Here is a 23217-nt window from a genome sequence, read left to right as displayed (position 1 = left end):
TGTAGGAGTGAGCCTGCTCGCGATGCTTTCAGGTAGCCCACCGCGGTTTCCGCTTTTGCACAAAAGCCATGGTGCCCTCGATCCCTTCGTCGCCAGTCACCGCTTCGCTAAACCACTGCGCCGCGTCATCAAGCAATTCACTCGAAGGCTGCCCGGCACTGGCCAACAACAATTTCTTGGTCATCGCATTCGCCTCCGGCGCGCAACACAGCACATGCTGCAACACCTCATCGAGCCGCTCGGCAAGCGCCTGCGCATCCTGCTCGACAAAATGCACCAGCCCCAGACGCCGCGCCTGATGCCCATCGAAACGCGCAGCGGTCAGCGCCAATCGGCGGGTTTCGGTCAGACCGATACGCTGCACCACAAACGGCGCAATCTGCGCTGGCAGCAAGCCGAGGCTGGTTTCCGGCAGGCCGAATTGCGCTTGGTGATCGGCAATCGCGATATCGCTGACACAGGCCAGCCCGAAACCGCCGCCAAGCACCGCGCCTTGCAGCACCGTGATCAGCACTTGCGGCGCGTGCTGTGCTTCTTCCAGCAGGGCGCCGAACGCGCGATTCAGATCGCGGTAAGCCTCGGTGCCCTGAGCGCGGGCGTTGGCCATGTCCTTGATATCGCCGCCGGCACAGAAATGCCCACCGGCACCGCTGAGCACCAACGCCCGAACCGCACGGTCATCGCGCACAGCCGTCAGCACCGCGCGCAATTCGCTGACCATCTGCAGGCTCATCGCATTGCGGCTGTCCGGTCGATGGAGGGTGATGTGCAGCACGCCGCCATGCAGCTCCAGCAACAGCGTCTGGCATTCCGGCAGGTTGCTCATTTCTTTTTCCCCGGCAGGATGCCCATCAGTTTGCAGATGATCCCCAGCATGATTTCGTCAGCACCCCCGCCGATCGAAACCAATCGCACATCACGATAGGCGCGGGCCACCGGGTTGTCCCACATGAAGCCCATGCCGCCCCAATATTGCAGGCAGCTGTCGCTGACTTCGCGGCCGAGGCGCCCGGCCTTGAGCTTGGCCATCGACGCCAGCCGCGTGACATCCTGGCCTTTCACGTACTGCTCGGTGGCCTGATAGACCAGTGCGCGCAGGCATTCGATTTCGGTTTGCAATTCGGCGAGGCGGAAGTGGATCACCTGGTTGTCGATCAACGCATTGCCGAAGGTCTTGCGCTCCTTGCAGTACTCGATGGTGCTGTCGACGCAATATTCCAGGCCTTTGATCATGTTCGCCGCGCCGAACAGACGTTCTTCCTGAAACTGCAGCATCTGCATCATGAACCCGGCGCCTTCGTGGCCGATGCGATTGCGCTGCGGCACGCGCACGTTGTCGAAAAACACCTGGGCGGTTTCCGAGCTGCGCATGCCGAGCTTGTCCAGGTGCGAACTGAGGCTGATCCCCGGCGTGTTCATCGGCACCATGATCAGCGACTTGTTGATGTGTGGTTTGTCGTCCGAAGTGTTCGCGAGCAGGCAGATGAAATCAGCACTCGGCGAGTTGGTGATCCACATCTTGCTGCCGTTGATCACATAGTCATCACCGTCCTTGCGCGCGGTGGTTTTCAGCCCGGCGACATCGGAGCCGGCGCCGACTTCGGAAACGCCGATGCAGCCGACCTGCTCGCCGCTGATCGCCGGGCGCAGGAACTCTTCGCGCAACTCATCGGAACCGAAGCGGGCGAGGGCGGGCGTGCACATGTCGGTCTGCACACCGATCGACATCGGAATGCCGCCGCAATGAATGGTGCCGAACTCTTCGGCAGCGACAATCGAATAGCTGTAATCGAGACCCATGCCGCCGAATTTTTCCGGTTTGGAAATGCCCAGCAAACCGAGGTCGCCAGCCTTGCGGAAAATTTCGTGAATGGGAAAGCGCCCGGCCTTTTCCCATTCATCGACGTGCGGATTGATCTCGTGCTCGACGAACTGGCGGACGGTGCGGCGCAGGGCTTCGTGTTCCGGGGTGAAGATCATTTTTTATTGTTCTCCGTAAGATCCGTGGCGGTCAGAACCGGCTGACGCCGAAGCTGTTGGGTTGCAGCGTGCGAATGTCGGCTTCGTGGCAGATATCGAGCAAATAGCCGAGCAGGATGCGCGTGTCGCGCGGATCGATCAGCCCGTCGTCCCACAGGTTGGCGCTGCCGTAGAGCGCGGTGGACTGGCTGTCGAGTTTCTGCGCGGTGACCTGTTCGAGCATGTCGAGCATCTTCGGATCGGGTACCAATCCGTCTTTCAATTGTTTGGCTTCGGTAACGATGCGCAAGACTTTGCCGGCCTGCGCGCCGCCCATCACCGCCGTACGGCTGTTCGGCCAGGCGAAGATGAAGCGCGGATCGAGGCCGCGTCCGCACATCGCATAGTTGCCGGCACCGTAAGAGCCGCCGACGACGATGGTCAGTTTAGGCACCCGCGCGTTGGCCACCGCTTGAATCAGTTTCGAGCCGTGTTTGATCACGCCTTGCTGCTCCGATTCGGTGCCGACCATGAAACCGGTGGTGTTGTGGAAGAACAGCAGCGGTGTCTGGCTCTGATCGCATAACTGAATGAACTGCGCAGCCTTGCTTGCACCGTTCGGGGTGATCGGGCCGTTGTTGCCGATGAACCCGCAGGCGCGGCCCTGAATCTTCAATTGGCCGCAGATGGTTTGTTGATCGAACTCGCCCTTGAATTCGAGAAAGCAGGACTCGTCGGCGATGCGCGCGATGATTTCGCGTACGTCATAAGGCTTTTTCGGATCGTCGGGGATCAGCCCGAGCAATTCATCGATCGGGTAGAGCGGTTCTTTGTATTGCGGCTCCGGCAGCCACGGCAGTTGCTCATTCCAAGGCAGCATGCGCAGGATTTCGCGGACCAGACGCACGCCATCGGCATCGTTTTCCGCGAGGTATTCAGCCGTCCCGGCGATCTGTGCGTGCATCTCTGCACCACCGAGTTCTTCATCGGTGGCGACTTCGCCGGTGGCGGCTTTGAGCAACGGGGGACCGGCGAGAAACAGCTTGGCCTTGCCGCGCACCACTACCACGTAATCCGACAACCCCGGTTGATAAGCACCGCCCGCCGTGGCCGAGCCGTGCACCACGGTGATCTGCGGCAAACCCAGCGCCGACATCCGCGCCTGATTGGCAAAACTGCGTGCGCCTTCGACGAAAATCTCTGCGGCGTAATTGAGGTTGGCGCCACCGCTTTCGGCGAGGGTAATCACCGGGAGTTTGTTTTCCTGGGCGATCTGTTGCAGGCGCAGGGATTTTTTCAGGCCGCTCGGCGAGATGGTGCCGCCCTTGATCGCGCTGTTGTTCGCCACGATCATCGCGCGGATGCCGCAGACGTAACCGATACCGGCGATCAGCCCGCCACCGGCCGAGCTGCCGTCCTTGTCGTCATGCAACTTGTAGCCGGCGAGGCTGGCCAGTTCGAGAAACGGCGCGCCGGGATCAAGCAACAGGTTCAGGCGTTCGCGCGGCAGTAATTGCCCGCGCTTGTCGAATTTCTCCTTCGCTTCGGCTGCTTTATTCAGCAGATTTTGTTCGAGCTGCTGCACTTGCTCGATGGCTGCGAGCATTGCTGCACGATTGCGCGCAAACGCCTCACTGTGAGGGTCGAGTCGGGACTGGATCTGCGGCATGGCTTACTCCTTGTCCTTCAACACGTCTGGAAGGTACGCCCGGTGGAAGCCATTGAACGACTCACTGTGAGTGGCCTTGTGCAGTGGCCATGCACGGCTGCCGAGGCTGGCCGCGCCATCGATTTTCAAGGTGCTGCCACTGATGAACGCCGCCGCCGGGCTGAGCAGAAACACAATCGCGGCGCTGACTTCCGACTCGGTGCCGATGCGCTTGAGCGGTACATGTTCACGCAGGGTGGGAATCACCGCTTTGAACGCGCCTTCGTAAGTGTCCATGCCGCTCGACGCGATCCAGCCCGGCGCCACCGCGTTGACCCGCACGCCGGCATAACCCCATTCGAACGCGGCGGTTTTGGTGAAGTTGTCCATGCCCGAACGCGCCGCGCCGGAGTGGCCCATGCCGGGCATGCCGCCCCACATGTCGGCGAGCATGTTGACGATGTTGCCGCCGTGTTTGCTCATCGACTGGTTGAACACTTCCCGCGCCATCAGAAATCCGCCGACCAGATTGGTGCGCAGTACGGTTTCGAAACCTTTCTGATTGATCGAAGCCAATGGCGACGGGTACTGGCCGCCGGCATTGTTGACCAGACCATGAATCGGCCCATGCTCGGCGATCAGCTCCCTGACCAGTTGTTTCACCGCTTCTTCATCGCGGATATCGCAGGCCTTCCAGTGTGCGCGGCCACCGTCTTCGGCAATTTCCACGGCGACCTTTTGCAGTTTTTCCGGTTTGCGCCCGACCAGCAGCACATTCGCGCCGAGCGCTGCCAGTTCATGCGCGGTGCAGCGACCGATGCCGCTGCCGCCGCCAGTGACGATGATGGTCTGGCCGCTGAACAGATCGGCGTTGAAAATCGACGCGTAAGCCATGCAAACCATCCTCTAGTCGAGCTGTTCGGCGATGCTCTGCGGCACCGGGATCTGGATTTCCAACAGTTGCTGGGCGAAGGCTTTGCCTTGCGGGTCGATGCGCAGACTGGCCACGCCACCACCGCCAAGAGCGTTTTCCAGGAGAAAATTCAGGCTGTGGGTGCCAGGCAGATACCAGCGTTCGACCCGGCCGTGGACCGGATCGAGCACATGGCTCATCCAGTCGACCATCACCGCCGGGGTCAGCGCTTCGGCGATCCACGGCAGGTATTCGGGTTTGCGCGGTATCACGCCTATATTGCTGTGATTGCCTTTGTCACCGGAGCGCGCCACGGCCAGTTTCACCAGCGCCACACTGGCATCGGCGCGGCCTTGAGGTTTCGGCGGTTGCTGGGCAATCGGCAAATCTTCACTGTCGAGCGCTGCCAATGAGGGCAGGGCACAAGGATGGCGAACGCCGGCCAGATCAATCTGCAAGGTGCAGGCGCTTTTATCGATCAGGAATGAAAACAGACGAATCAGCGGATACACCGTCGGCCGCCCGCCGACGATACCGGTCAGGCCTGGTGCCATGCCGGTGGCGGCCTGGGCGATTTCCCGGGAGAACAGCACCAGTGCCTGTTTATTCGGGTGACGCACGGCGAGTTTGATCACCACTTCACGGCTGTCGTGGCGCTGGCCATGGGGGCCGTAGGTGGCTTCGCTGCCGAGCAATTCGATGTCGGTTTCGCTGTAGGGCGGCCAACCGCGCTGGCTGAACATTTCCGCCGTTTTGGCGATGATTGCCTGACTGACCCTCCGCGCCTTGTCCACCGCATCGATACCGGCGATCAGGCAACTCGCGGTGCAGCGAAAACCGTCCGGGTACGTGGCGCTGACCTTGTATTTGTCACTGGGCGGCAGGCCTTTGGCGCCGTGGACATGAACGAGGTTTTTGCCTTGCTGCTGCAATTTGACCTGGCTGAAATCGCAGACCACGTCGGGCAACAGATAGGCCTGTGGATCGCCGATTTCATACAACATCTGCTCGCCGACGGTCAGCGGTGTGACCAGTCCACCGGAACCCTCGGGTTTGCTGACGATGAATTGGCTGTCGGCGCTGACTTCGACGATGGGAAAGCCGATGTGTTCGTAATCCGGCACTTCACGCCAATCGGTGAAATTGCCGCCGGTGCATTGTGCGCCGCATTCGATGATGTGCCCGGCCAGCGCGGCCTGAGCGAGTTTGTCGTAGTCATGCCACGACCAGCCGAATTCATGCACCAGCGCGGCGCTGACCACGGCGCTGTCGACCACCCGTCCGGTGATGACGATATCGGCGCCCAGGCGCAAGGCTTCGACGATACCGGGGGCACCGAGGTAGGCGTTGGTCGACACGCACATCGGCGGCAGCGGGGCGCCGCTGAACATCTCGCTGATGCCGCTGAGGTGTTTTAGCTGGGGTTGCAGATCATCGCCGAGCAGTACGGCGATTTTCAGCTTGATGCCGGCTTTGTCACAGGCTGCTTGCAAGGCGTTGGCGCAGGCTTGCGGATTGACTCCGCCGGCATTGCTGATGACGCGGATGTTCTGCTCGGCCAACTGTGGCAGCAGGGGCGTGAGGATTTCGATGAAGTCACTGGCGAACCCCGCCTGCGGATCCTTCATGCGTGCGCCGGCCATGAGCGACATGGTGATCTCGGCGAGGTAGTCGAACACCAGATAGTCGAGCTTGCCGCCTTCCACCAGTTGCGCGGCGGCGGTCGATGTATCACCCCAGAATGCGCTGGCGCATCCGATGCGAACGGTGGTTGGCATTTTTATCTCCGACTCAGCAACCTGCGACAGAAGTGTCTGGAGGCTACCAAGCAAGCGCTTGGTTTGTAAACAGTTGAAACTATCTTCTGCCCAAGCGCTTGCTTGGTCGTCGTTGGCGGCTTAAATTGCGCGCAACCCTGCGGTTTCAGGGGGCAACAGACTGATCGACTGTAGGAGAGAACGGGTGGACGAGCAAAAAGCCCTGAGGGTCATGCGCGAATTGGTCGATCAAGGCCAGTTGACCGACCCGGACAGCGCCCGCGGCAAACTGCTGCAAGTGGCCGCTCACCTGTTCCGCAACAAAGGCTACGAACGCACTACGGTGCGCGATCTGGCCGGCGCAGTCGGCATCCAGTCGGGGAGTATTTTTCATCACTTCAAAAGCAAGGATGAAATTCTCCGTGCGGTGATGGAAGAAACCATCCGCTACAACACTGCATTGATGCGCGCCGCACTGGCCGATGCCAACAATGTGCGTGAGCGCGTGTTGGCGCTGATCCGTTGCGAATTGCAATCAATCATGGGCGGCAGCGGCGAGGCGATGGCCGTGCTGGTCTACGAGTGGCGTTCGTTGTCCGAAGACGGCCAGGCCAAGGTTCTCGCTTTGCGTGACGTTTACGAAGACATATGGCTGCAAGTGCTGGGTGAAGCGAAGGACGCCGGATTTATCCGCGGTGATGTATTTATTACTCGACGTTTCCTCACCGGCGCACTGTCGTGGACCACCACCTGGTTCCGTGCAGGTGGCAGTTTGAGCCTCGATCAGCTGGCGGATGAGGCGCTGATTCTGGTCCTCGAAGAGCGTTGAGCGACTTTCTATCCGGCCGGGAAACTGGCTAACTGGGCGAAACCGCCTAGCTTGAATGCATTGATCGGTATTTTTTCGGGGAGTGGGGTGTTTTGAAGTCTTTGCCAATCCGGACGGCCGCGGGGCTGATGCTCGCAGCGCTGGCTGCATCATGGGTATTGCCCGCTCAGGCAGCGCAACTGGTTCGGGTGGGCGCGGCGCATTTTCCGCCCTACACCATTCGCCCGGAAAACGGTGCCGATACAGGCCTCTTGCCGCAACTGGTCGAGGCCCTTAATCGCCTGCAAAGCGACTATCAGTTTGTCCTGGTACCGACCTCGATTCCGCGGCGATTCGGGGATTTCAAGCAGGGCCGGATCGACATGGCGATTTTCGAGAATCCCGATTGGGGCTGGAAGGAAATTCCCCACACGGATGTCGATATGGGCCTTGAGGATGCGGAGATTTTCGTTGCGCAACGCGAAGACGGTCGTCAGCAAAGTTACTTTGCGAGCCTCACCGGCAAGCGTCTGGCGCTGTTCAGCGGTTATCACTACGAATTCGCCAACTTCAATGCCGATCCAAAGTTTCTCGCGCAGAATTTCAACGCCACGCTGACCTATTCCCATGACAGCAACCTGCTGATGGTGCTGCGCTCGCGTGCAGATATTGCCCTGGTGACCCGCTCGTACCTGAGCGATTACCTGCTGCGCAACGAGAAGGTGCGCGACGAGTTGCTGGTGTCGCAACGCATCGATCAGGTTTATCACCATTACGCCATTCTTCGCCCGACGGCGCCCATTACCGGCCCTGCGTTTGCCCGACTGCTGCAAGGCCTGCGCGACAATGGCGAGATGCTGAAGATTTTCGATCCCTATAAAATTGCGGTGGTGCCAGTGCCTCATCGCTGAGGCACTGATTTTCCGCAAAGCCTAAATTTCCCCTTTCGGCTCACGTCACATCGTTGAACTGTCGACGATTATCGTGAGCCCGACCCATGTCCAATCTGAATGACCTGACTGCCCTGGCCTTGCCTTCGGGCAGTCAACTGATCGCTGATGCAACTGAAAGCCGTCTGAGCCTTAGCCTGGACGGGCAACCGCTGATCCGCCTGCGTCTTGATCGGGAGGTCAAGGGGCCGATCCAGCTCGATGAGCGCTTTGCGCTGCCGCCCGGGCAGGCGTTATGGGCGGCCTGTTACTGGCTGTTCGCCCGGGATCCGGCGTGCCAGCAATTGACCTGGCAACTGGATCAGCCGCCGACCGAAGCCTTGCTCAGTGGCTTGCTGGTGAACACCGAAGTGGCGGGTGAATACCGCTGCGAACGCACGCTGTTCTGGCAATTGCCGCAACCGTGGCTCGGCACTTCGCTGACCGGCAGCTACCCGCAGCAAATGGTCATCAGCCAGGGCAAGCGTCATCCGCTGCGCCCGGTGAAGCCGCGGGGTGAAGTGTATCGGCGTTTCGATGCGCGTCTTGGTGCGTGGATTTCCCTGCGCACGGTAGAAATCGAAGAAGACCTGCCGCGCTTCAATCGCTGGCAGAACAGCCCGCGCGTTGCCAGTTTCTGGCAGGAAGAGGGCAGTCTCGAGAAGCACCGCGAGTACCTGAGCAAGCTCGATGCCGATCCGCACACGTTGACGCTGATCGGCTGTTTCGATGATCAGCCGTTTGCCTATTTCGAAGCCTACTGGGCCAAGGAAGATCGCATTGCGCCGTTTTATGACGCCGACAATTACGATCGCGGTATTCACATGCTGGTCGGTGAAGAGGATCACCGTGGGCCACACAAAGTGGCGAGTTGGTTATCGGCGCTGGTGCATTACCTGTTTCTCGATGATCCGCGCACTCAGCGTGTGGTCGCTGAGCCTCGGGCCGACAACGCGAAGATGATCGGCCATATGCAGAATCAGTGCTTTCACTGTGAGAAAGAGTTCGACTTCCCGCACAAGCGTGCGGCGCTGATGATCCTGGGGCGTGAGCGGTTTTTTGATCGGTGCAAATTGGCCTGAGGTGATTTAAAGCAAAAGATCGCAGCCTTCGGCAGCTCCTACAGAGGAATGCATTTCCATGTAGGAGCTGCCGAAGGCTGCGATCTTTTTTATCTGGCGACGCGGTCTTAGCGACGGCCCGCAATCACCGCATCCCGACGGCTGCCCGAGACCTTGCGGCAGTGCACCAGCGCATCACGAATCATGAAGTTGACCAGGGTTGGCGAAACGCCGAGTTCCTTGGCGATATCCTTTTGCGGCACGCCGTGCAGGCGGTACATCTCGAACGCGTAGCGAGTGCGGCTGGGCAGCTCGGTCAGTGCGTCGGCGATGTTTTCCAGAGTCGAAAAGTTGATGTGCGAGGTTTCCGGTGAAGCACCCTGGATGACCACATTCAGCCCTTCCTCTTCAGGGCCGGAGTACTTCTGTTCCAGCGCCTGTTTGCGGTAATGATCGATAGCGAGGTTGCGCACGATCTGGAACAGATAACTCAGTTGAGCCTTGATCGACGACGTGATCGGTGGCGCCGACTGCAGTCGGAAAAACGCATCCTGCACCACATCTTCGGCGCGCGACCGGCAGCCGGTAATGCGCGCTGCAATCTTGACCAGAATCAGTCGATTGTCGACGAATGCCTGAAGTAGCGGTGAATCGCACCTGCTTGTGGATACTTGTTCCGTCATGGAAATCACCTTGCTGCCAATAGGTTAGTGGGACGCCTGGGGAGGGGGCCGTCCTACACATCGAGCGACAAATTATGTTGAATGATAATGATTGTCAATTGAGAAAGAGAAGTAATGCGCTACAAAGGTGCGTTCTGAGAACTGCGACACGCCGCCACACCCCGGCCCCATTGGCGATCCCGCCCGCCGACTAATTATTTCAAGACGTCATCCGTTCTCATTGGTGAATGGTTCCGGGTGCACATCCCCGGCCAGACAGCATTCCGATGCCTTGCGCGGTCGGCACAGACCGCGCCCTGCATGCCCTTCGAAGGGTGTGACGCAGCAACCCGATTCCATTAGCAAGCCGAATTCAGGCAGGAAACCTCATGACCGACGCGTTCGAACTCCCCAGCACCCTGGTCCAAGCCCTCCAGCGCCGCGCGGCCCTGACGCCGGATCGGCTGGCCTTGCGTTTTCTTGCCGAAAGCGAAGAGCAGGCTGTGGTACTCAGTTATCGCGAACTGGATGAACGTGCGCGCACGATAGCGGCGGCGTTGCAGGCCCAAGCGGAATTCGGCGATCGCGCGGTGCTGCTGTTTCCCAGCGGCCCGGACTACGTCGCGGCGTTTTTTGGTTGCCTGTACGCCGGTGTAATTGCGGTGCCGGCCTATCCGCCAGAATCGGCGCGCCGTCACCATCAGGAGCGTTTGCTTTCGATCATTGCCGACGCCGAACCCCGTCTGCTGCTGACCAGTGCCGACCTGCGCGACGCGTTGCAGCAGATCGAAGGTGCGCCGCCGCTGTTGTGCGTCGACACGCTCGACAGCGCTCAAGCCGAAAACTGGGTCGAACCGAGCCTACCGCAAGATCACATCGCCTTCCTGCAATACACCTCCGGCTCCACCGCACTGCCCAAAGGCGTGCAGGTCAGCCACGGCAATCTGGTCGCCAATGAACTGCTGATCCGTCACGGTTTCGGCATCGACGTGAACCCCGACGACGTCATCGTCAGCTGGCTGCCGCTGTACCACGACATGGGTTTGATCGGTGGCCTGCTGCAGCCGATCTTCAGCGGCGTGCCGTGCATCCTGATGTCGCCGGCGTATTTCCTCGGCCGACCATTGCGCTGGCTGGAAGCGATCAGCGAGTACGGCGGCACCATCAGCGGCGGGCCGGACTTCGCCTATCGCTTGTGCAGCGAGCGGGTCAGCGAATCGGCGCTTGAGCGTCTCGATCTGAGCCGCTGGCGCGTGGCCTATTCCGGCTCCGAGCCGATCCGTCTCGACACCCTCGAACGCTTCGCCGAGAAGTTCACCGCGTGCGGTTTCAGCGCAGACAATTTCATGGCCTCCTACGGTCTGGCCGAAGCCACACTGTTCGTCGCCGGCACCCCGCGCGGCACCGGCATCCCGGCGCTGCGCGTCGACGATCAGGCTTTGGCACAAAACCGTGCCGAGCCGGGCGAAGGCAGCCCGATCATGAGTTGCGGCATCAGCCAGCCGGAACACGCTGTGCTGATCGTCGAGCCGAGCAGTCTCGAAGAACTCGCCGATAACGCGGTGGGCGAAGTCTGGGCCGCCGGCCCGAGCATTGCTCTCGGCTACTGGCGCAACCCCGAAGCCAGCGCCAAGACCTTCGTTCAGCACGCCGGTCGTACCTGGCTGCGCACCGGTGATCTGGGTTTTATCCGGAACGGTGAACTGTTCGTCACTGGTCGCCTGAAAGACATGCTCATCGTGCGCGGCCACAACCTCTATCCGCAGGACATCGAGAAGACCGTCGAGAGCGAAGTGGAAGTGGTGCGCAAGGGCCGCGTAGCTGCATTCGCCGTCACTCAGGACGGCGAAGAGGGCATCGGCATCGCCGCGGAAATCAGCCGTAGCGTGCAGAAAATCCTGCCACCGGAAGCGCTGATCAAGGCCATTCGTCAAGCCGTGGCCGAGGCGTATCAGGAGGCGCCAAGCGTGGTGGTGCTGCTCAATCCGGGCGCGCTACCGAAAACCTCCAGCGGCAAATTGCAGCGTTCGGCGTGCCGTAATCGTCTGGCCGATGACAGCCTTGACAGCTACGCAGTATTTCCGTCGACCAAATCCGCAACCGAGGACACGGCAGCCAGCGCCTCAGAACTTGAAGCGCTGATCGCCAACATCTGGGCCGAGCAACTCAACGTTAAACAGGTCAACGCCGACGATCATTTCTTCCTGCTCGGCGGTAACTCGATCGCCGCCACGCAAGTCATCGCCCGCGTTCGCGAAGAACTCGCTCTTGAGCTGAACCTGCGCCTGCTCTTCGAAGCCCCGACCTTGTCGGCATTCGCCGCTGCCGTGGCCCAACAACAGCAGGACGGCGGCAGCGCCCAAGGTGCAATCACCGCGTTGTCGCGCAGCGAGCCGATGCCGCAATCGCTGGCACAAAACCGTCTGTGGATCACCTGGCAACTCGACCCGCAGAGCAGCGCCTACAACATTCCCGGTGCGCTGCGTCTGCGTGGCGAACTCGACGAAGACGCCTTGCGCGCCAGTTTCCAGCAACTGATCGAACGCCATGAATCCCTGCGCACACGCTTCTTCGAACGCAACGGCGTGGCCCTGCAACAAGTCGCTGCCGCCGCCGAATTCAATCTGCAACTGATCGACATCAGCGACCTGCCGGCCCATGAGCGCGAGGTCCGTGCGCAACAAATCCGCGAAGACGAAGCGCGTACTCAGTTCGACCTGGAAAAAGGCCCGCTGCTGTGGGTGACGCTGGTGCGTCTCGACGACGAAGATCACCAACTGCTGGTGACGCTGCACCACATCATCGCCGACGGCTGGTCGCTGAACGTGTTGATCGACGAGTTCTCGCGGCTGTACGCCGCCGCTTCGCAAGGCGCGACGGCCAGCCTTGCGCCACTGCCAACCCAGTACGCCGACTACGGCAGCTGGCAGCGCCAATGGCTGGCGCAAGGTGAAGGCGAGCGGCAACTGACGTACTGGAAAGCGCAGTTTGGCGACGAGCATCCAGCGCTGGAATTGGCCACCGATTATCCACGGTCCGCCAAGCAAACGCATAGCGCTGCGCGTCATTCCGTGCGTCTGGGCGCGAGCCTCAGCGATGCGATCCGCCAGACGGCTCAGGCTCACCAATCGACGTCGTTCATGCTGTTGCTCGCGGCATTCCAGAGCCTGCTGCATCGCTACAGCGGTCAGCGCGACATTCGTATCGGCGTGCCGAATGCCAACCGTCCGCGCCTGGAAACCCAGGGCCTGATCGGCTTCTTCATCAACACTCAAGTGCTGCGTGCGCAAATCGATTCGCGCCTGGCGTTTGTCGAGCTGCTGGCCCAGACCCGCCAAGCCGCACTCGGTGCACAAGCGAATCAGGATCTGCCCTTCGAACAATTGCTCGAAGCCTTCCCGCAGGCCCGCGAACAAGGCCTGTTCCAGGTCATGTTCAACCATCAGCAACGCGATCTGAGCGCACTCAAGCGTCTGCCGGGTGTGCTCGCCGAAGAACTGCCGTGGCACAGCCGTGAAGCCAAGTTCGATCTGCAACTGCACAGCGAAGAAGACCGTAACGGTCGTCTGACCCTGTCGTTCGACTACGCCAGTGAACTGTTCGACGCCGCGACTATCGAGCGTCTGGCCGAGCATTTCAGCAACCTGTTGCGCGACGTCTGCGAACGTCCGGAGCAAGCCATCGGCGACCTGCAATTGCTCACCGGCGGCGAACACGATCAGCAAAAAAACTGGGGCGTCGCACCGTGCACCCCGGCGCAACAATGGCTGCCGGAACTGCTCAACGAACAGGCGCGTCAGACCCCGGAACGCACCGCGCTGGTGTGGGACGGTGGCAGCCTCGACTTCGCTGAACTGCACACGCAGGCCAACCGCCTCGCGCACTACCTGCGCGACAAAGGCGTCGGTCCGGATGTCTGCGTGGCCATCGCCGCCGAGCGTTCGCCGCAACTGCTGATTGGCCTGCTGGCGATCATCAAGGCCGGTGGCGCCTACGTGCCGCTGGACCCGGATTACCCGGCGGATCGCCTGGCCTACATGCTCAGCGATAGCGGCGTCGAATTGCTCCTGACCCAGACTGAATTGCTCGAGCGTTTGCCGGCCAGCGATGGCGTCAGCGTGATCGCCATGGATGCGTTGCACCTGGAAAACTGGCCGAGCCAGGCGCCAGGCCTGCACCTGCACGGCGACAACCTCGCTTACGTGATTTACACCTCTGGCTCCACCGGCCAGCCGAAAGGCGTCGGCAACACCCACGCTGCTTTGGCCGAACGTCTGCAATGGATGCAGAACGCTTACGCCCTCAATGAAACCGATGTGCTGATGCAAAAGGCGCCGATCAGTTTCGACGTGTCGGTGTGGGAATGCTTCTGGCCGTTGATCACTGGCGCACGCCTGCTGATCGCCGGCCCGGGTGAACACCGCGATCCGCATCGCATCGCCCAGCTCGTTAGAGAATATGGCGTGACCACGCTGCACTTTGTGCCGCCGCTGCTCTCGCTGTTTATCGACGAGCCGCTGAGCGCCGAATGCACCAGCCTGCGCCGGGTATTCTCCGGCGGTGAAGCACTGCCGGCCGAACTGCGCAACCGCGTGTTGGCGCAACTGCCCGCGGTGCAATTGCACAACCGTTACGGCCCGACCGAAACCGCAATCAACGTTACCCATTGGCATTGCACCGCGGCCGATGGCGAGCGCTCGCCGATTGGCCGTCCGCTGGGCAATGTGATCTGCCGCATTCTCGATGCCGATCTCAATCCAGCGCCGGCCGGAGTGCCGGGTGAGTTGTGCATCAGCGGCATCGGTCTGGCCCGTGGTTACCTCGGCCGTCCATCGTTGACCGCAGAGCGTTTTGTCGTCGATCCGCTGGGCGAGCAGGGCGCACGTTTGTACCGTACCGGCGACCGCGCACGCTGGACGTCCGACGGCGTGATCGAATACCTCGGCCGTCTCGATCAGCAAGTCAAACTGCGTGGCTTTCGCGTTGAGCCGGAAGAAATCGAAGCACGCTTGCTCGCACAGGACGGTGTCGCCCAAGCCGTGGTGCTGGTGCGAGAAACTGCTGCCGGCGCGCAACTGATCGGCTACTTCACCGCATCCGATGCGAGCGAAGTTGCAGACGAACAAATTACGCGCCTGAAAACCGCACTGGCCGCCGAGCTGCCGGAATACATGATCCCGGCGCAACTGATGCGTCTGGATGAAATGCCGCTAAGCCCCAGCGGCAAACTCGACCGCCGCGCCTTGCCCGAGCCGCAATGGCAAGTGCGCGAACATGTCGAGCCGGTCACGGAGCTTGAACAGCAAGTCGCCGCGATCTGGCGCGAAGTGCTCGGTCTGGCACAAGTCGGCCTGCGCGACGACTTCTTCTCCCTCGGCGGTCATTCGCTGCTGGCCACGCAAATCATCTCGCGCAGCCGTCAGGCCTGTGACGTCGAACTGCCGTTGCGTGCCTTGTTCGAACACAGCGAACTCGGCGATTTTGCCGAACAGATTCGCCTGATCCAGGCCAGCGGCCGCACCAACAAGCAGCCGCCGATCGACAAGGTTGATCGCAGCAAACCGGTGCCGTTGTCGTACTCGCAACAACGCATGTGGTTCCTCTGGCAGATGGAACCGGACAGCCCGGCGTACAACGTCGGCGGCATGGCGCGTCTGCGCGGCGTGTTGCATGTCGAGCGTTTCGAGGCGGCGTTGCAAGCGCTGATCCTGCGCCACGAAACCCTGCGCACCACGTTCCCGAGCGTCGACGGCGTCGCCCGTCAGCAGGTGCATGCCGAAACCGGCGTACGCATGGGCTGGAAGGATTTCTCAAAACTTGCCGCCGATGTGCGCGAGCAAAAGGTTCAGCAATTCGCCGATGACGAAGCGCATCTGCCGTTCGACCTGGAAACCGGCCCGCTGCTGCGCGCCTGCCTGGTGAAAACCGCCGAGCACGAGCATTACTTCGTTCTGACCCTGCACCACATCGTCACGGAAGGCTGGGCGATGGACATCTTCGCCCGCGAACTCAGTGCGCTGTACGAAGCGTTTGTCGATGATCGCGATTCGCCGCTTGAGCCGCTGCCGGTGCAGTACCTCGACTACAGCGTCTGGCAGCGCAACTGGCTGGAGTCCGGCGAGCGTCAGCGTCAACTCGACTACTGGACCGCGCAACTCGGTCGTGAACATCCGCTGTTGGAATTGCCCGGCGACCGTCCGCGCCCACCGGTGCAAAGCCATCAGGGCGAACTGTTCCGCTTCGACCTCAGCGACGACCTCGCGGCGCGGGTTCGTGCGTTCAATGCGCAAAACGGTCTGACCCTGTTCATGACCATGACCGCCGCACTCGCCACCCTGCTATACCGCTACAGCGGCCAGACCGATCTGCGCATCGGCGCGCCGGTAGCCAACCGCATCCGTCCGGAAAGCGAAGGGCTGATCGGGGCGTTCCTCAACACCCAGGTTCTGCGTTGCCAGCTCGACGGCATGATGTCGGTCGGCGAACTGTTCGAGCAGGTGCGTCACACCGTGATCGAAGGCCAGTCGCATCAGGATCTGCCGTTCGATCATCTGGTTGAAGCCTTGCAACCGCCGCGCAGTGCTGCGTACAACCCGCTGTTCCAAGTGATGTGCAACGTGCAGCGCTGGGAATTCCAGCAGAGCCGCATGCTCGCCGGGATGACCGTCGAATATCTGGCCAACGACGCGCGGGCGACCAAGTTCGACCTCAACCTGGAAGTCACCGACCTCGACCATCGCCTCGGTTGCTGCCTGACTTACAGCACCGATCTGTTCGACGAACCGACCATCGCACGCATGGCCAAACATTGGCGCAATCTGCTAGAAGCGTTGATCGCCGATCCGCAACAACGTCTCAGCGAATTGCCGCTGCTGGACACTCCGGAGCAACAGCATCTGCTCGACAGCCTTGGCATCGAGCCGGGCGAGCATCGTCTCGATCAATGCATTCATCACCTGTTCGCCGAACAGGCGCTGGCGCGCAAAGACGCCCCGGCCCTGACCTTCGCCGGGCAGACCCTGAGCTACGCCGAACTCGATGCCCGCGCCAATCGTCTGGCCTGGGCCCTGCGAGAGCGTGGTGTCGGCCCGCAAGTGCGGGTCGGTCTGGCGCTGGAGCGTTCGCTGGAAATGGTCATCGGCCTGCTGGCGATTCTCAAGGCTGGCGGTGCATATGTGCCGCTGGACCCGGAATACCCGCTCGACCGTCTGCATTACATGATCGAAGACAGCCGCATCGGCTTGCTGCTCAGTGATCGCGCGATGTTCAAAGCCCTCGGTGATCTGCCGCCGAGCGTGGCGCGCTGGTGCATGGAAGATGACAGCGCAGCACTCGCCGCTTACCCGGCCACTGAGCTGCCATTTATCAGCCTGCCGCAGCATCAGGCCTACCTGATTTACACCTCGGGCTCGACCGGTAAACCGAAAGGCGTGGTGGTCGCCCACGGCGAAATCGCCATGCACTGCCAGGCGGTGATCGAGCGTTTCGGCATGCGCCCCGACGACTGCGAACTGCATTTCTATTCGATCAACTTCGACGCTGCCACCGAGCGCCTATTGGTGCCGTTGCTCAGCGGTGCGCAGGTGGTGTTGCGTGCGCAGGGTCAGTGGGACGCGGAAGAAATCTGCGGTTTGATCCGCACGCATAAAATCAACGTGCTCGGTTTCACTCCGAGCTACGGCAGCCAGTTGGCGCAGTTTCTCTCGACGCAAAATGAAATCCTTCCGGTGCGGATGATCATCACCGGCGGCGAGGCGTTGACCGGTGAACACCTGCAACGGATTCGCGCGGCGTTCAAACCGGCGATGTTCTTCAACGCTTACGGCCCGACGGAAACCGTGGTCATGCCACTGGCCAGTCTGGCGCCGGAAGTGCTGGAAGAGGGCGCCGGCAGTGTGCCGATCGGTAGCGTGATCGGTGTGCGCGTGGCGTACATTCTCGACGCCGATCTGGCGCTGGTGCCGCAAGGTGCGACCGGTGAATTGTTTGTCGGCGGCGCCGGCCTGGCACAGGCCTATCACGATCGACCGGGCATCACCGCCGAACGTTTTGTCGCGGATCCGTTCGCCACCGATGGCGGGCGCATGTACCGCACCGGCGACCTGGTGCGCCAGCGTGCCGATGGTTTGGTGGAATACTTGGGCCGGATCGACCATCAGGTGAAGATCCGTGGATTCCGTATCGAACTGGGCGAAATCGAAACCCGTCTGCTCGATCATGATTCGATCCGCGAAGCCGTGGTGCTGGCTCTGGATGCGCCGAGCGGCAAGCAACTGGTCGGTTACCTCGTCACCGATGTCGCTGAGCAAAACGAAGCTAGGCAGGCCGAGCTGCGCGAAGCCCTCAAGTCGCACCTCAAGGCGCAACTGCCGGATTACATGGTGCCGACCCATCTGATTCTGCTGGCGAGCATGCCGCTGACCGCCAACGGCAAACTCGACCGCCGCGCCTTGCCGGCGCCGGATCCTGAGTTGAATCGTCAGGACTACGTTGCCCCAAGTAATGAGCTGGAACAGACCTTGGCGCAGATCTGGTGCGAAGTGCTCAACGTCGAGCAGGTCGGTCTCAACGACAACTTCTTTGAATTGGGCGGCGATTCGATTCTGTCGATCCAAGTGGTCAGCCGCGCACGGCAGCAGGGCATTCATTTCAGCCCGCGTGATCTGTTCCAGCATCAGACTGTGCAGACTTTGGCCGCTGTGGCCAGCCGCACTGAGCAGGTCACGGCCGAACAAGGTCTGGTCTCGGGTGAATCGCGCCTGACGCCGATTCAGCACTGGTTCTTCGATACGGAAATTCCTGAGCGTCAGCACTGGAACCAGGCGTTGTTGCTGGAGCCGACCGTGACCCTCGAACCGCATCGTCTGGAGCAGGCGTTGTTGGCGGTGATCGAGCAGCATGACGCCTTGCGTCTGCGCTTTACCGAGGCCAATGGCGAGTGGCAAGCCACGCACCAACCGGTGTCTGATGCAGCCGTGCTTTGGCAAGTGCGCGTGACCTCGATGGACAAGTGCACCGCACTGTTCGCTGATGCGCAACGCAGCCTTGATCTGGAAAACGGCCCGCTGGTTCGCGCCTTGCTGGTCGACGGCCCTGAAGGTCAGCAACGCCTGTTTATCGCGATCCATCACTTGGTGGTCGACGGCGTGTCGTGGCGCGTTCTGCTCGACGATCTGCAAACGGTGTATCGCCAACTCGACGCCGAACAAGCGGTGAAACTGCCGGCGAAAACCAGCGCCTTCAAGGATTGGGCGGCGCGCTTGCAGGCCTACGCCGGCAGCGAATCCCTGCGCGAAGAACTCAACTGGTGGCAGACCCAACTGGCCGGCCCGAATGCCGATCTGCCTTGTGAAAATCCACAGGGCGGCCAGCAGAATCGTCACGCACAAACCGTTAGTGTGCGTCTCGATGTCGAGCACACCAAACAGTTGCTGCAACAGGCGCCTAGTGCCTACCGCACGCAGGTCAACGATCTGTTGCTGACCGCACTGGCCCGCGTGTTGTGCCGCTGGAGCGGTCAACCGTCGGCGCTGATTCAACTGGAAGGCCACGGTCGCGAAACCCTGTTCGACGAGATCGATCTGACCCGCACCGTTGGCTGGTTCACCAGCGCCTACCCGCTGCGTCTGACCCCGCACAACATCGAAGAAGCCGCCGGGCAGGGCGCATCAATCAAAGCGATCAAGGAGCAACTGCGCGCCGTGCCGCACAAAGGTCTGGGTTATGGCGTGCTGCGTTATCTCGCCGATGACCTCAGCCAGCGCAGCATGGCCGCGTTGCCGCAGGCGCCGGTCACCTTCAACTACCTCGGCCAGTTCGACCAGAGCTTCGGCAGCGATGCGCTGTTCCGTCCGCTGGATGAAGCGGTCGGTGCCGCCCACGATCCGCAGGCGCCATTGCCGAACGAACTGAGTATCGACAGTCAGGTTTACGGTGGTGAATTGCTCCTGCGCTGGACCTTCAGCGCCGAGCGTTACGATGCGCAAACCATCAACGATCTGGCCGACGCTTACCTCGGCGAGCTGCAAAGCCTGATCGCCCATTGCCTGCAAGACGAGGCCGGTGGGCTGACGCCGTCGGACTTCCCGCTGGCCAGACTGACTCAGGCGCAACTCGATGCCTTGCCGGTGCCGGCCGCGCACATCGAAGACGTTTATCCGCTGACGCCGATGCAGGAAGGCATGTTGCTGCACACCTTGCTCGAACCGGGCACCGGTCTGTACTACATGCAGGATCGCTACCGCATCAACAGCGAACTCGACGCCGAGCGTTTCGCCCAGGCGTGGCAAGCGGTGATCGCCCGTCACGAAGCGTTGCGCGCGTCGTTCTGCTGGAACGTCGGCGAAGACATGCTGCAAGTGATTCACACCCCGGGTCGCACGCCGATCGAGTATCTGGACTGGAGCGCCATTGCCGACACCGAGCAGGAACCCAAGCTGCAAGCCTTGTTGAAGAGCGAGCGCGAGGCCGGTTTCGATCTGCTCAATCAGGCACCGTTCCACCTGCGCCTGATCAAGGTCGGCGCGGCGCGCTACTGGTTCATGATGAGCAACCACCACATCCTCATCGATGCCTGGTGCCGTTCGTTGCTGATGAACGACTTCTTCGAGATCTACACCGCTCTCGGTGAAGGTCGCGAAGCGCAATTGAGCGTGCCGCCGCGTTATCGCGATTACATCGGTTGGCTGCAACGCCAGAGCCTGGCCGAAGCGCGGCAGTGGTGGCAGCAGAACCTGCGCGGCTTCGAACGCACCACGCCGATCCCGAGCGATCGTCCGTTCCTGCGCGAACATGCCGGTGAAAGCGGCGGCATGATCGTTGGCGACCGCTATACCCGCCTCAATGTCGAGGACGGTGCGCGTCTGCGTGAACTGGCTCAGGCCCATCAACTGACCATCAACACTTTTGCTCAAGCAGCGTGGGCCTTGGTGCTGCGGCGCATGAGCGGCGATCGTGACGTGCTGTTCGGCGTGACCGTCGCCGGGCGTCCGGTGGACATGCCGGAAATGCAACGCACGGTCGGCCTGTTCATCAACAGTATTGCGCTGCGAGTGAAAATGCCTGAGGACGATCAGCGCAGCAGTGTGCGTCAGTGGCTCAGTGCTTTGCTCGACAGCAACATGCAACTGCGCGAGTACGAATACCTGCCGCTGGTGAACATTCAGGAACAGAGCGAATTGCCGAAGGGCCAGCCGCTGTTCGACAGCCTGTTCGTCTTCGAAAACGCCCCGGTGGAAGTCTCGGTGCTCGATCGCGCGCAGAGCCTGAACGCAACCTCGGACTCGGGCCGTACGCACACCAACTTCCCGCTGACGGCGGTGTGCTACCCGGGCGATGACCTCGGTCTGCACCTGTCGTATGACCAGCGCTATTTCGACGAATCGACCATCGAGCGCATGCTCGGCGAGTTCAAGCGTTTGCTGCTGGCGCTGGTCGATGGCTTCCATGGCGACATGGCCGATCTGCCGCTGTTGGGCGCCGAGGAACAGGACTTCCTGCTCCACGGTTGCAACCAGAGTGCCCACGATTATCCGCTGGAGCAGAGCTACGTTGCGCTGTTCGAAGCTCAAGTTGCCGCGCATCCGCAGCGCATCGCCGCTACATGCCTTGACCAGCAGCAGAGCTATGCCGAACTGAACCACAACGCCAACCGACTCGGCCATGCACTGGTCGCTGCGGGTGTGCAGATGGATCAACCGGTGGCCTTGCTCGCCGAACGGAATATCGATCTGCTCGGCATGATCATCGGCAGCTTCAAGGCTGGCGCGGGTTATCTGCCGCTGGATCCGGGCCTGCCGAGCCAGCGTCTGCAGCGCATCATCGAGCTGAGCCGCACACCGGTGCTGGTCTGCTCCAAAGCATGCTTTGAGCAGGCGCAGACGTTGCTGGATGAATTCAGCTGCGCCAATCGCCCGCGCTTGCTGGTGTGGGAGGAGATTCAGGCGGCAGCGACTTCGGCGCAGAACCTGGGCATTTACAGCGGCCCGGACAACCTCGCCTACGTGATCTACACCTCGGGCTCGACCGGCCTGCCAAAAGGCGTGATGGTCGAGCAGCGCGGCATGCTCAATAACCAGTTGAGCAAGGTGCCTTACCTGAATCTGAGTGACGCCGACGTGATCGCCCAGACCGCTTCGCAAAGCTTCGATATTTCGGTCTGGCAGTTCCTTGCCGCACCGTTGTTCGGCGCGCGCGTGGACATCGTGCCGAACACCATCGCCCACGATCCGCAAGGGTTGCTGGTGCATGTGCAAGCGCAGGGCATCACCGTGCTGGAGAGCGTGCCGTCGCTGATTCAAGGCATGCTCGCCTCGGATCGCTTGAGTCTGGATGGCCTGCGCTGGATGTTGCCGACCGGTGAAGCGATGCCGCCGGAACTGGCGCACCAATGGCTGCTGCGTTACCCGGACATCGGTCTGGTCAACGCTTATGGCCCGGCGGAATGTTCCGATGACGTGGCGTTCTTCCGTGTCGACCTGGCGTCGACGCGCGGCAGTTACTTGCCGATCGGTACGCCGACCGACAACAACTTGTTGTACTTGGTCGACGGCGCGCTGGACCTGGTGCCGTTGGGCGCGGTGGGTGAGTTGTGCGTGGCGGGCACGGGCGTCGGACGTGGTTATGTCAGCGACCCGTTACGCACCGCACCGGTGTTTGTGCCGAACCCGTTCGGTGCGCCGGGCGAGCGTCTGTATCGCACCGGTGACCTGGCGCGGCGTCGTAGCGACGGAGTGCTGGAGTATGTTGGCCGCGTCGACCATCAAGTGAAGATTCGCGGTTACCGCATCGAACTGGGTGAGATCGAAGCGCGTCTGCATGAACAACCGGAGGTGCGCGATGGCGCGGTCGGGGTGCAGGAAGGCGTCAACGGCAAGCACTTGGTCGGCTATCTGGTTGCGGCCGATTCGGCACTCAATCCGAGCGAACGCCTGGAGCGGATCAAGCAGCGCCTGCGCGCCGAACTGCCGGAATACATGGTGCCGCTGCACTGGTTATGGCTCGACCAGATGCCGCTGAATGCCAACGGCAAACTCGATCGCAAAGCGTTGCCGGCGCTGGAGATTGGCCAGTTGCAGAGTCAGGATTATCTGGCGCCGCGCAATGATCTCGAGCAGACATTGGCGGACATTTGGGCCGAGGTGTTGAAGGTCGAGCAGGTCGGTGTATGCGACAACTTCTTCGAGCTGGGCGGGCACTCGTTGCTGGCCACGCAGATCGCCTCGCGGGTGCAGAAAACCCTGCAGCGCGACGTGCCGCTGCGTGCGATGTTCGAGTGCAGCACGGTGGAGGAATTGGCTGAGTACATTGATGGACTGGCGGCGAGTGACATTACCGAGGAGAAGGTTGATCGGTTGAATGATCTGATGGCGGAGCTGGAGGGCTTCTAGTTCTTTAGCGCCTGCAATGGCCTCATCGCGAGCAGGCTCACTCCTACATTTGGAATGCGTTCCCCTGTAGGCCTTCGCCTGCTCGCGATGAG

The 23217-nt window shown here is 61.2% G+C and carries 10 protein-coding genes; 4 read left to right on the top strand and 6 right to left on the bottom strand.

All coding sequences use genetic code 11. From position 1 onward, the window contains the following. Positions 1–28: 28 nt before the first annotated feature. Genes CKW17_RS14985 through CKW17_RS14965 form a run of 5 tightly spaced genes read right to left on the bottom strand, consistent with a single transcriptional unit; the run spans position 29 to position 6298 of the window. A complete protein-coding gene (locus CKW17_RS14985; RefSeq protein ID WP_095120445.1) occupies positions 29–826 on the bottom strand; it encodes an enoyl-CoA hydratase/isomerase family protein in 798 nt (265 codons plus the stop codon). Beyond that, the gene (atuD, locus tag CKW17_RS14980) at positions 823–1980 is read right to left on the bottom strand and encodes a citronellyl-CoA dehydrogenase (protein ID WP_064120215.1); all 1158 of its coding nucleotides are present in this window, start codon (positions 1978–1980) and stop codon (positions 823–825) included. The genes CKW17_RS14985 and atuD overlap by 4 nt, the downstream gene beginning before the upstream one ends. Positions 1981–2011: 31 nt before the next feature. Next, the gene (atuC, locus tag CKW17_RS14975; protein ID WP_095120444.1) at positions 2012–3628 is read right to left on the bottom strand and encodes a geranyl-CoA carboxylase subunit beta; all 1617 of its coding nucleotides are present in this window, start codon (positions 3626–3628) and stop codon (positions 2012–2014) included. Positions 3629–3631: 3 nt separating this feature from the next. Beyond that, complete coding sequence (locus CKW17_RS14970; protein WP_095120443.1) at positions 3632–4501, bottom strand: SDR family oxidoreductase; 870 nt, start codon at positions 4499–4501, stop codon at positions 3632–3634. Positions 4502–4513: 12 nt separating this feature from the next. Further along, positions 4514–6298 (bottom strand): acyclic terpene utilization AtuA family protein, encoded by a 1785-nt coding sequence (locus tag CKW17_RS14965; RefSeq protein WP_095120442.1) that lies wholly within the window; start codon positions 6296–6298, stop codon positions 4514–4516. Positions 6299–6482: 184 nt separating this feature from the next. On the opposite strand from CKW17_RS14965, the gene CKW17_RS14960 reads away from it, so the two are divergent. From CKW17_RS14960 to CKW17_RS14950, 3 genes are all read left to right on the top strand, one after another. Then, a complete protein-coding gene (locus tag CKW17_RS14960; protein ID WP_016985451.1) occupies positions 6483–7106 on the top strand; it encodes a TetR/AcrR family transcriptional regulator in 624 nt (207 codons plus the stop codon). A 92-nt stretch (positions 7107–7198) separates the two neighbouring features. Continuing rightward, on the top strand, positions 7199–7996 hold the full coding sequence (locus CKW17_RS14955) for an ABC transporter substrate-binding protein (RefSeq protein ID WP_095120441.1): 798 nt from the start codon (positions 7199–7201) through the stop codon (positions 7994–7996). An 86-nt stretch (positions 7997–8082) separates the two neighbouring features. After that, positions 8083–9096: a GNAT family N-acetyltransferase gene (locus CKW17_RS14950; RefSeq protein ID WP_095120440.1), complete on the top strand. Its 1014-nt coding sequence runs from the start codon at positions 8083–8085 to the stop codon at positions 9094–9096. 107 nt (positions 9097–9203) lie between these two features. Here CKW17_RS14950 and CKW17_RS14945 read toward each other — a convergent pair whose 3' ends face one another. Further along, positions 9204–9758, bottom strand: a complete 555-nt coding sequence (locus CKW17_RS14945; RefSeq protein ID WP_016985448.1) for an RNA polymerase factor sigma-70 — start codon at positions 9756–9758, stop codon at positions 9204–9206. A gap of 368 nt (positions 9759–10126) precedes the next feature. Here CKW17_RS14945 and CKW17_RS14940 point away from each other — a divergent pair, with 368 nt between their 5' ends. After that, positions 10127–23125 carry a non-ribosomal peptide synthetase gene (locus tag CKW17_RS14940; RefSeq protein WP_095120439.1) on the top strand — a complete coding sequence of 4333 codons (12999 nt, stop codon included), beginning with the start codon at positions 10127–10129 and terminating at the stop codon, positions 23123–23125. The last annotated feature ends 92 nt before the right edge of the window (positions 23126–23217 follow it).

This window comes from Pseudomonas sp. Irchel s3f10 (genome assembly GCF_900187515.1).
GTDB classification, from domain to species: domain Bacteria; phylum Pseudomonadota; class Gammaproteobacteria; order Pseudomonadales; family Pseudomonadaceae; genus Aquipseudomonas; species Aquipseudomonas tensinigenes.
The sequence above is the reverse complement of the archived record's forward strand: the minus strand, read 5'-3'. Positions and strand labels throughout refer to the sequence as shown.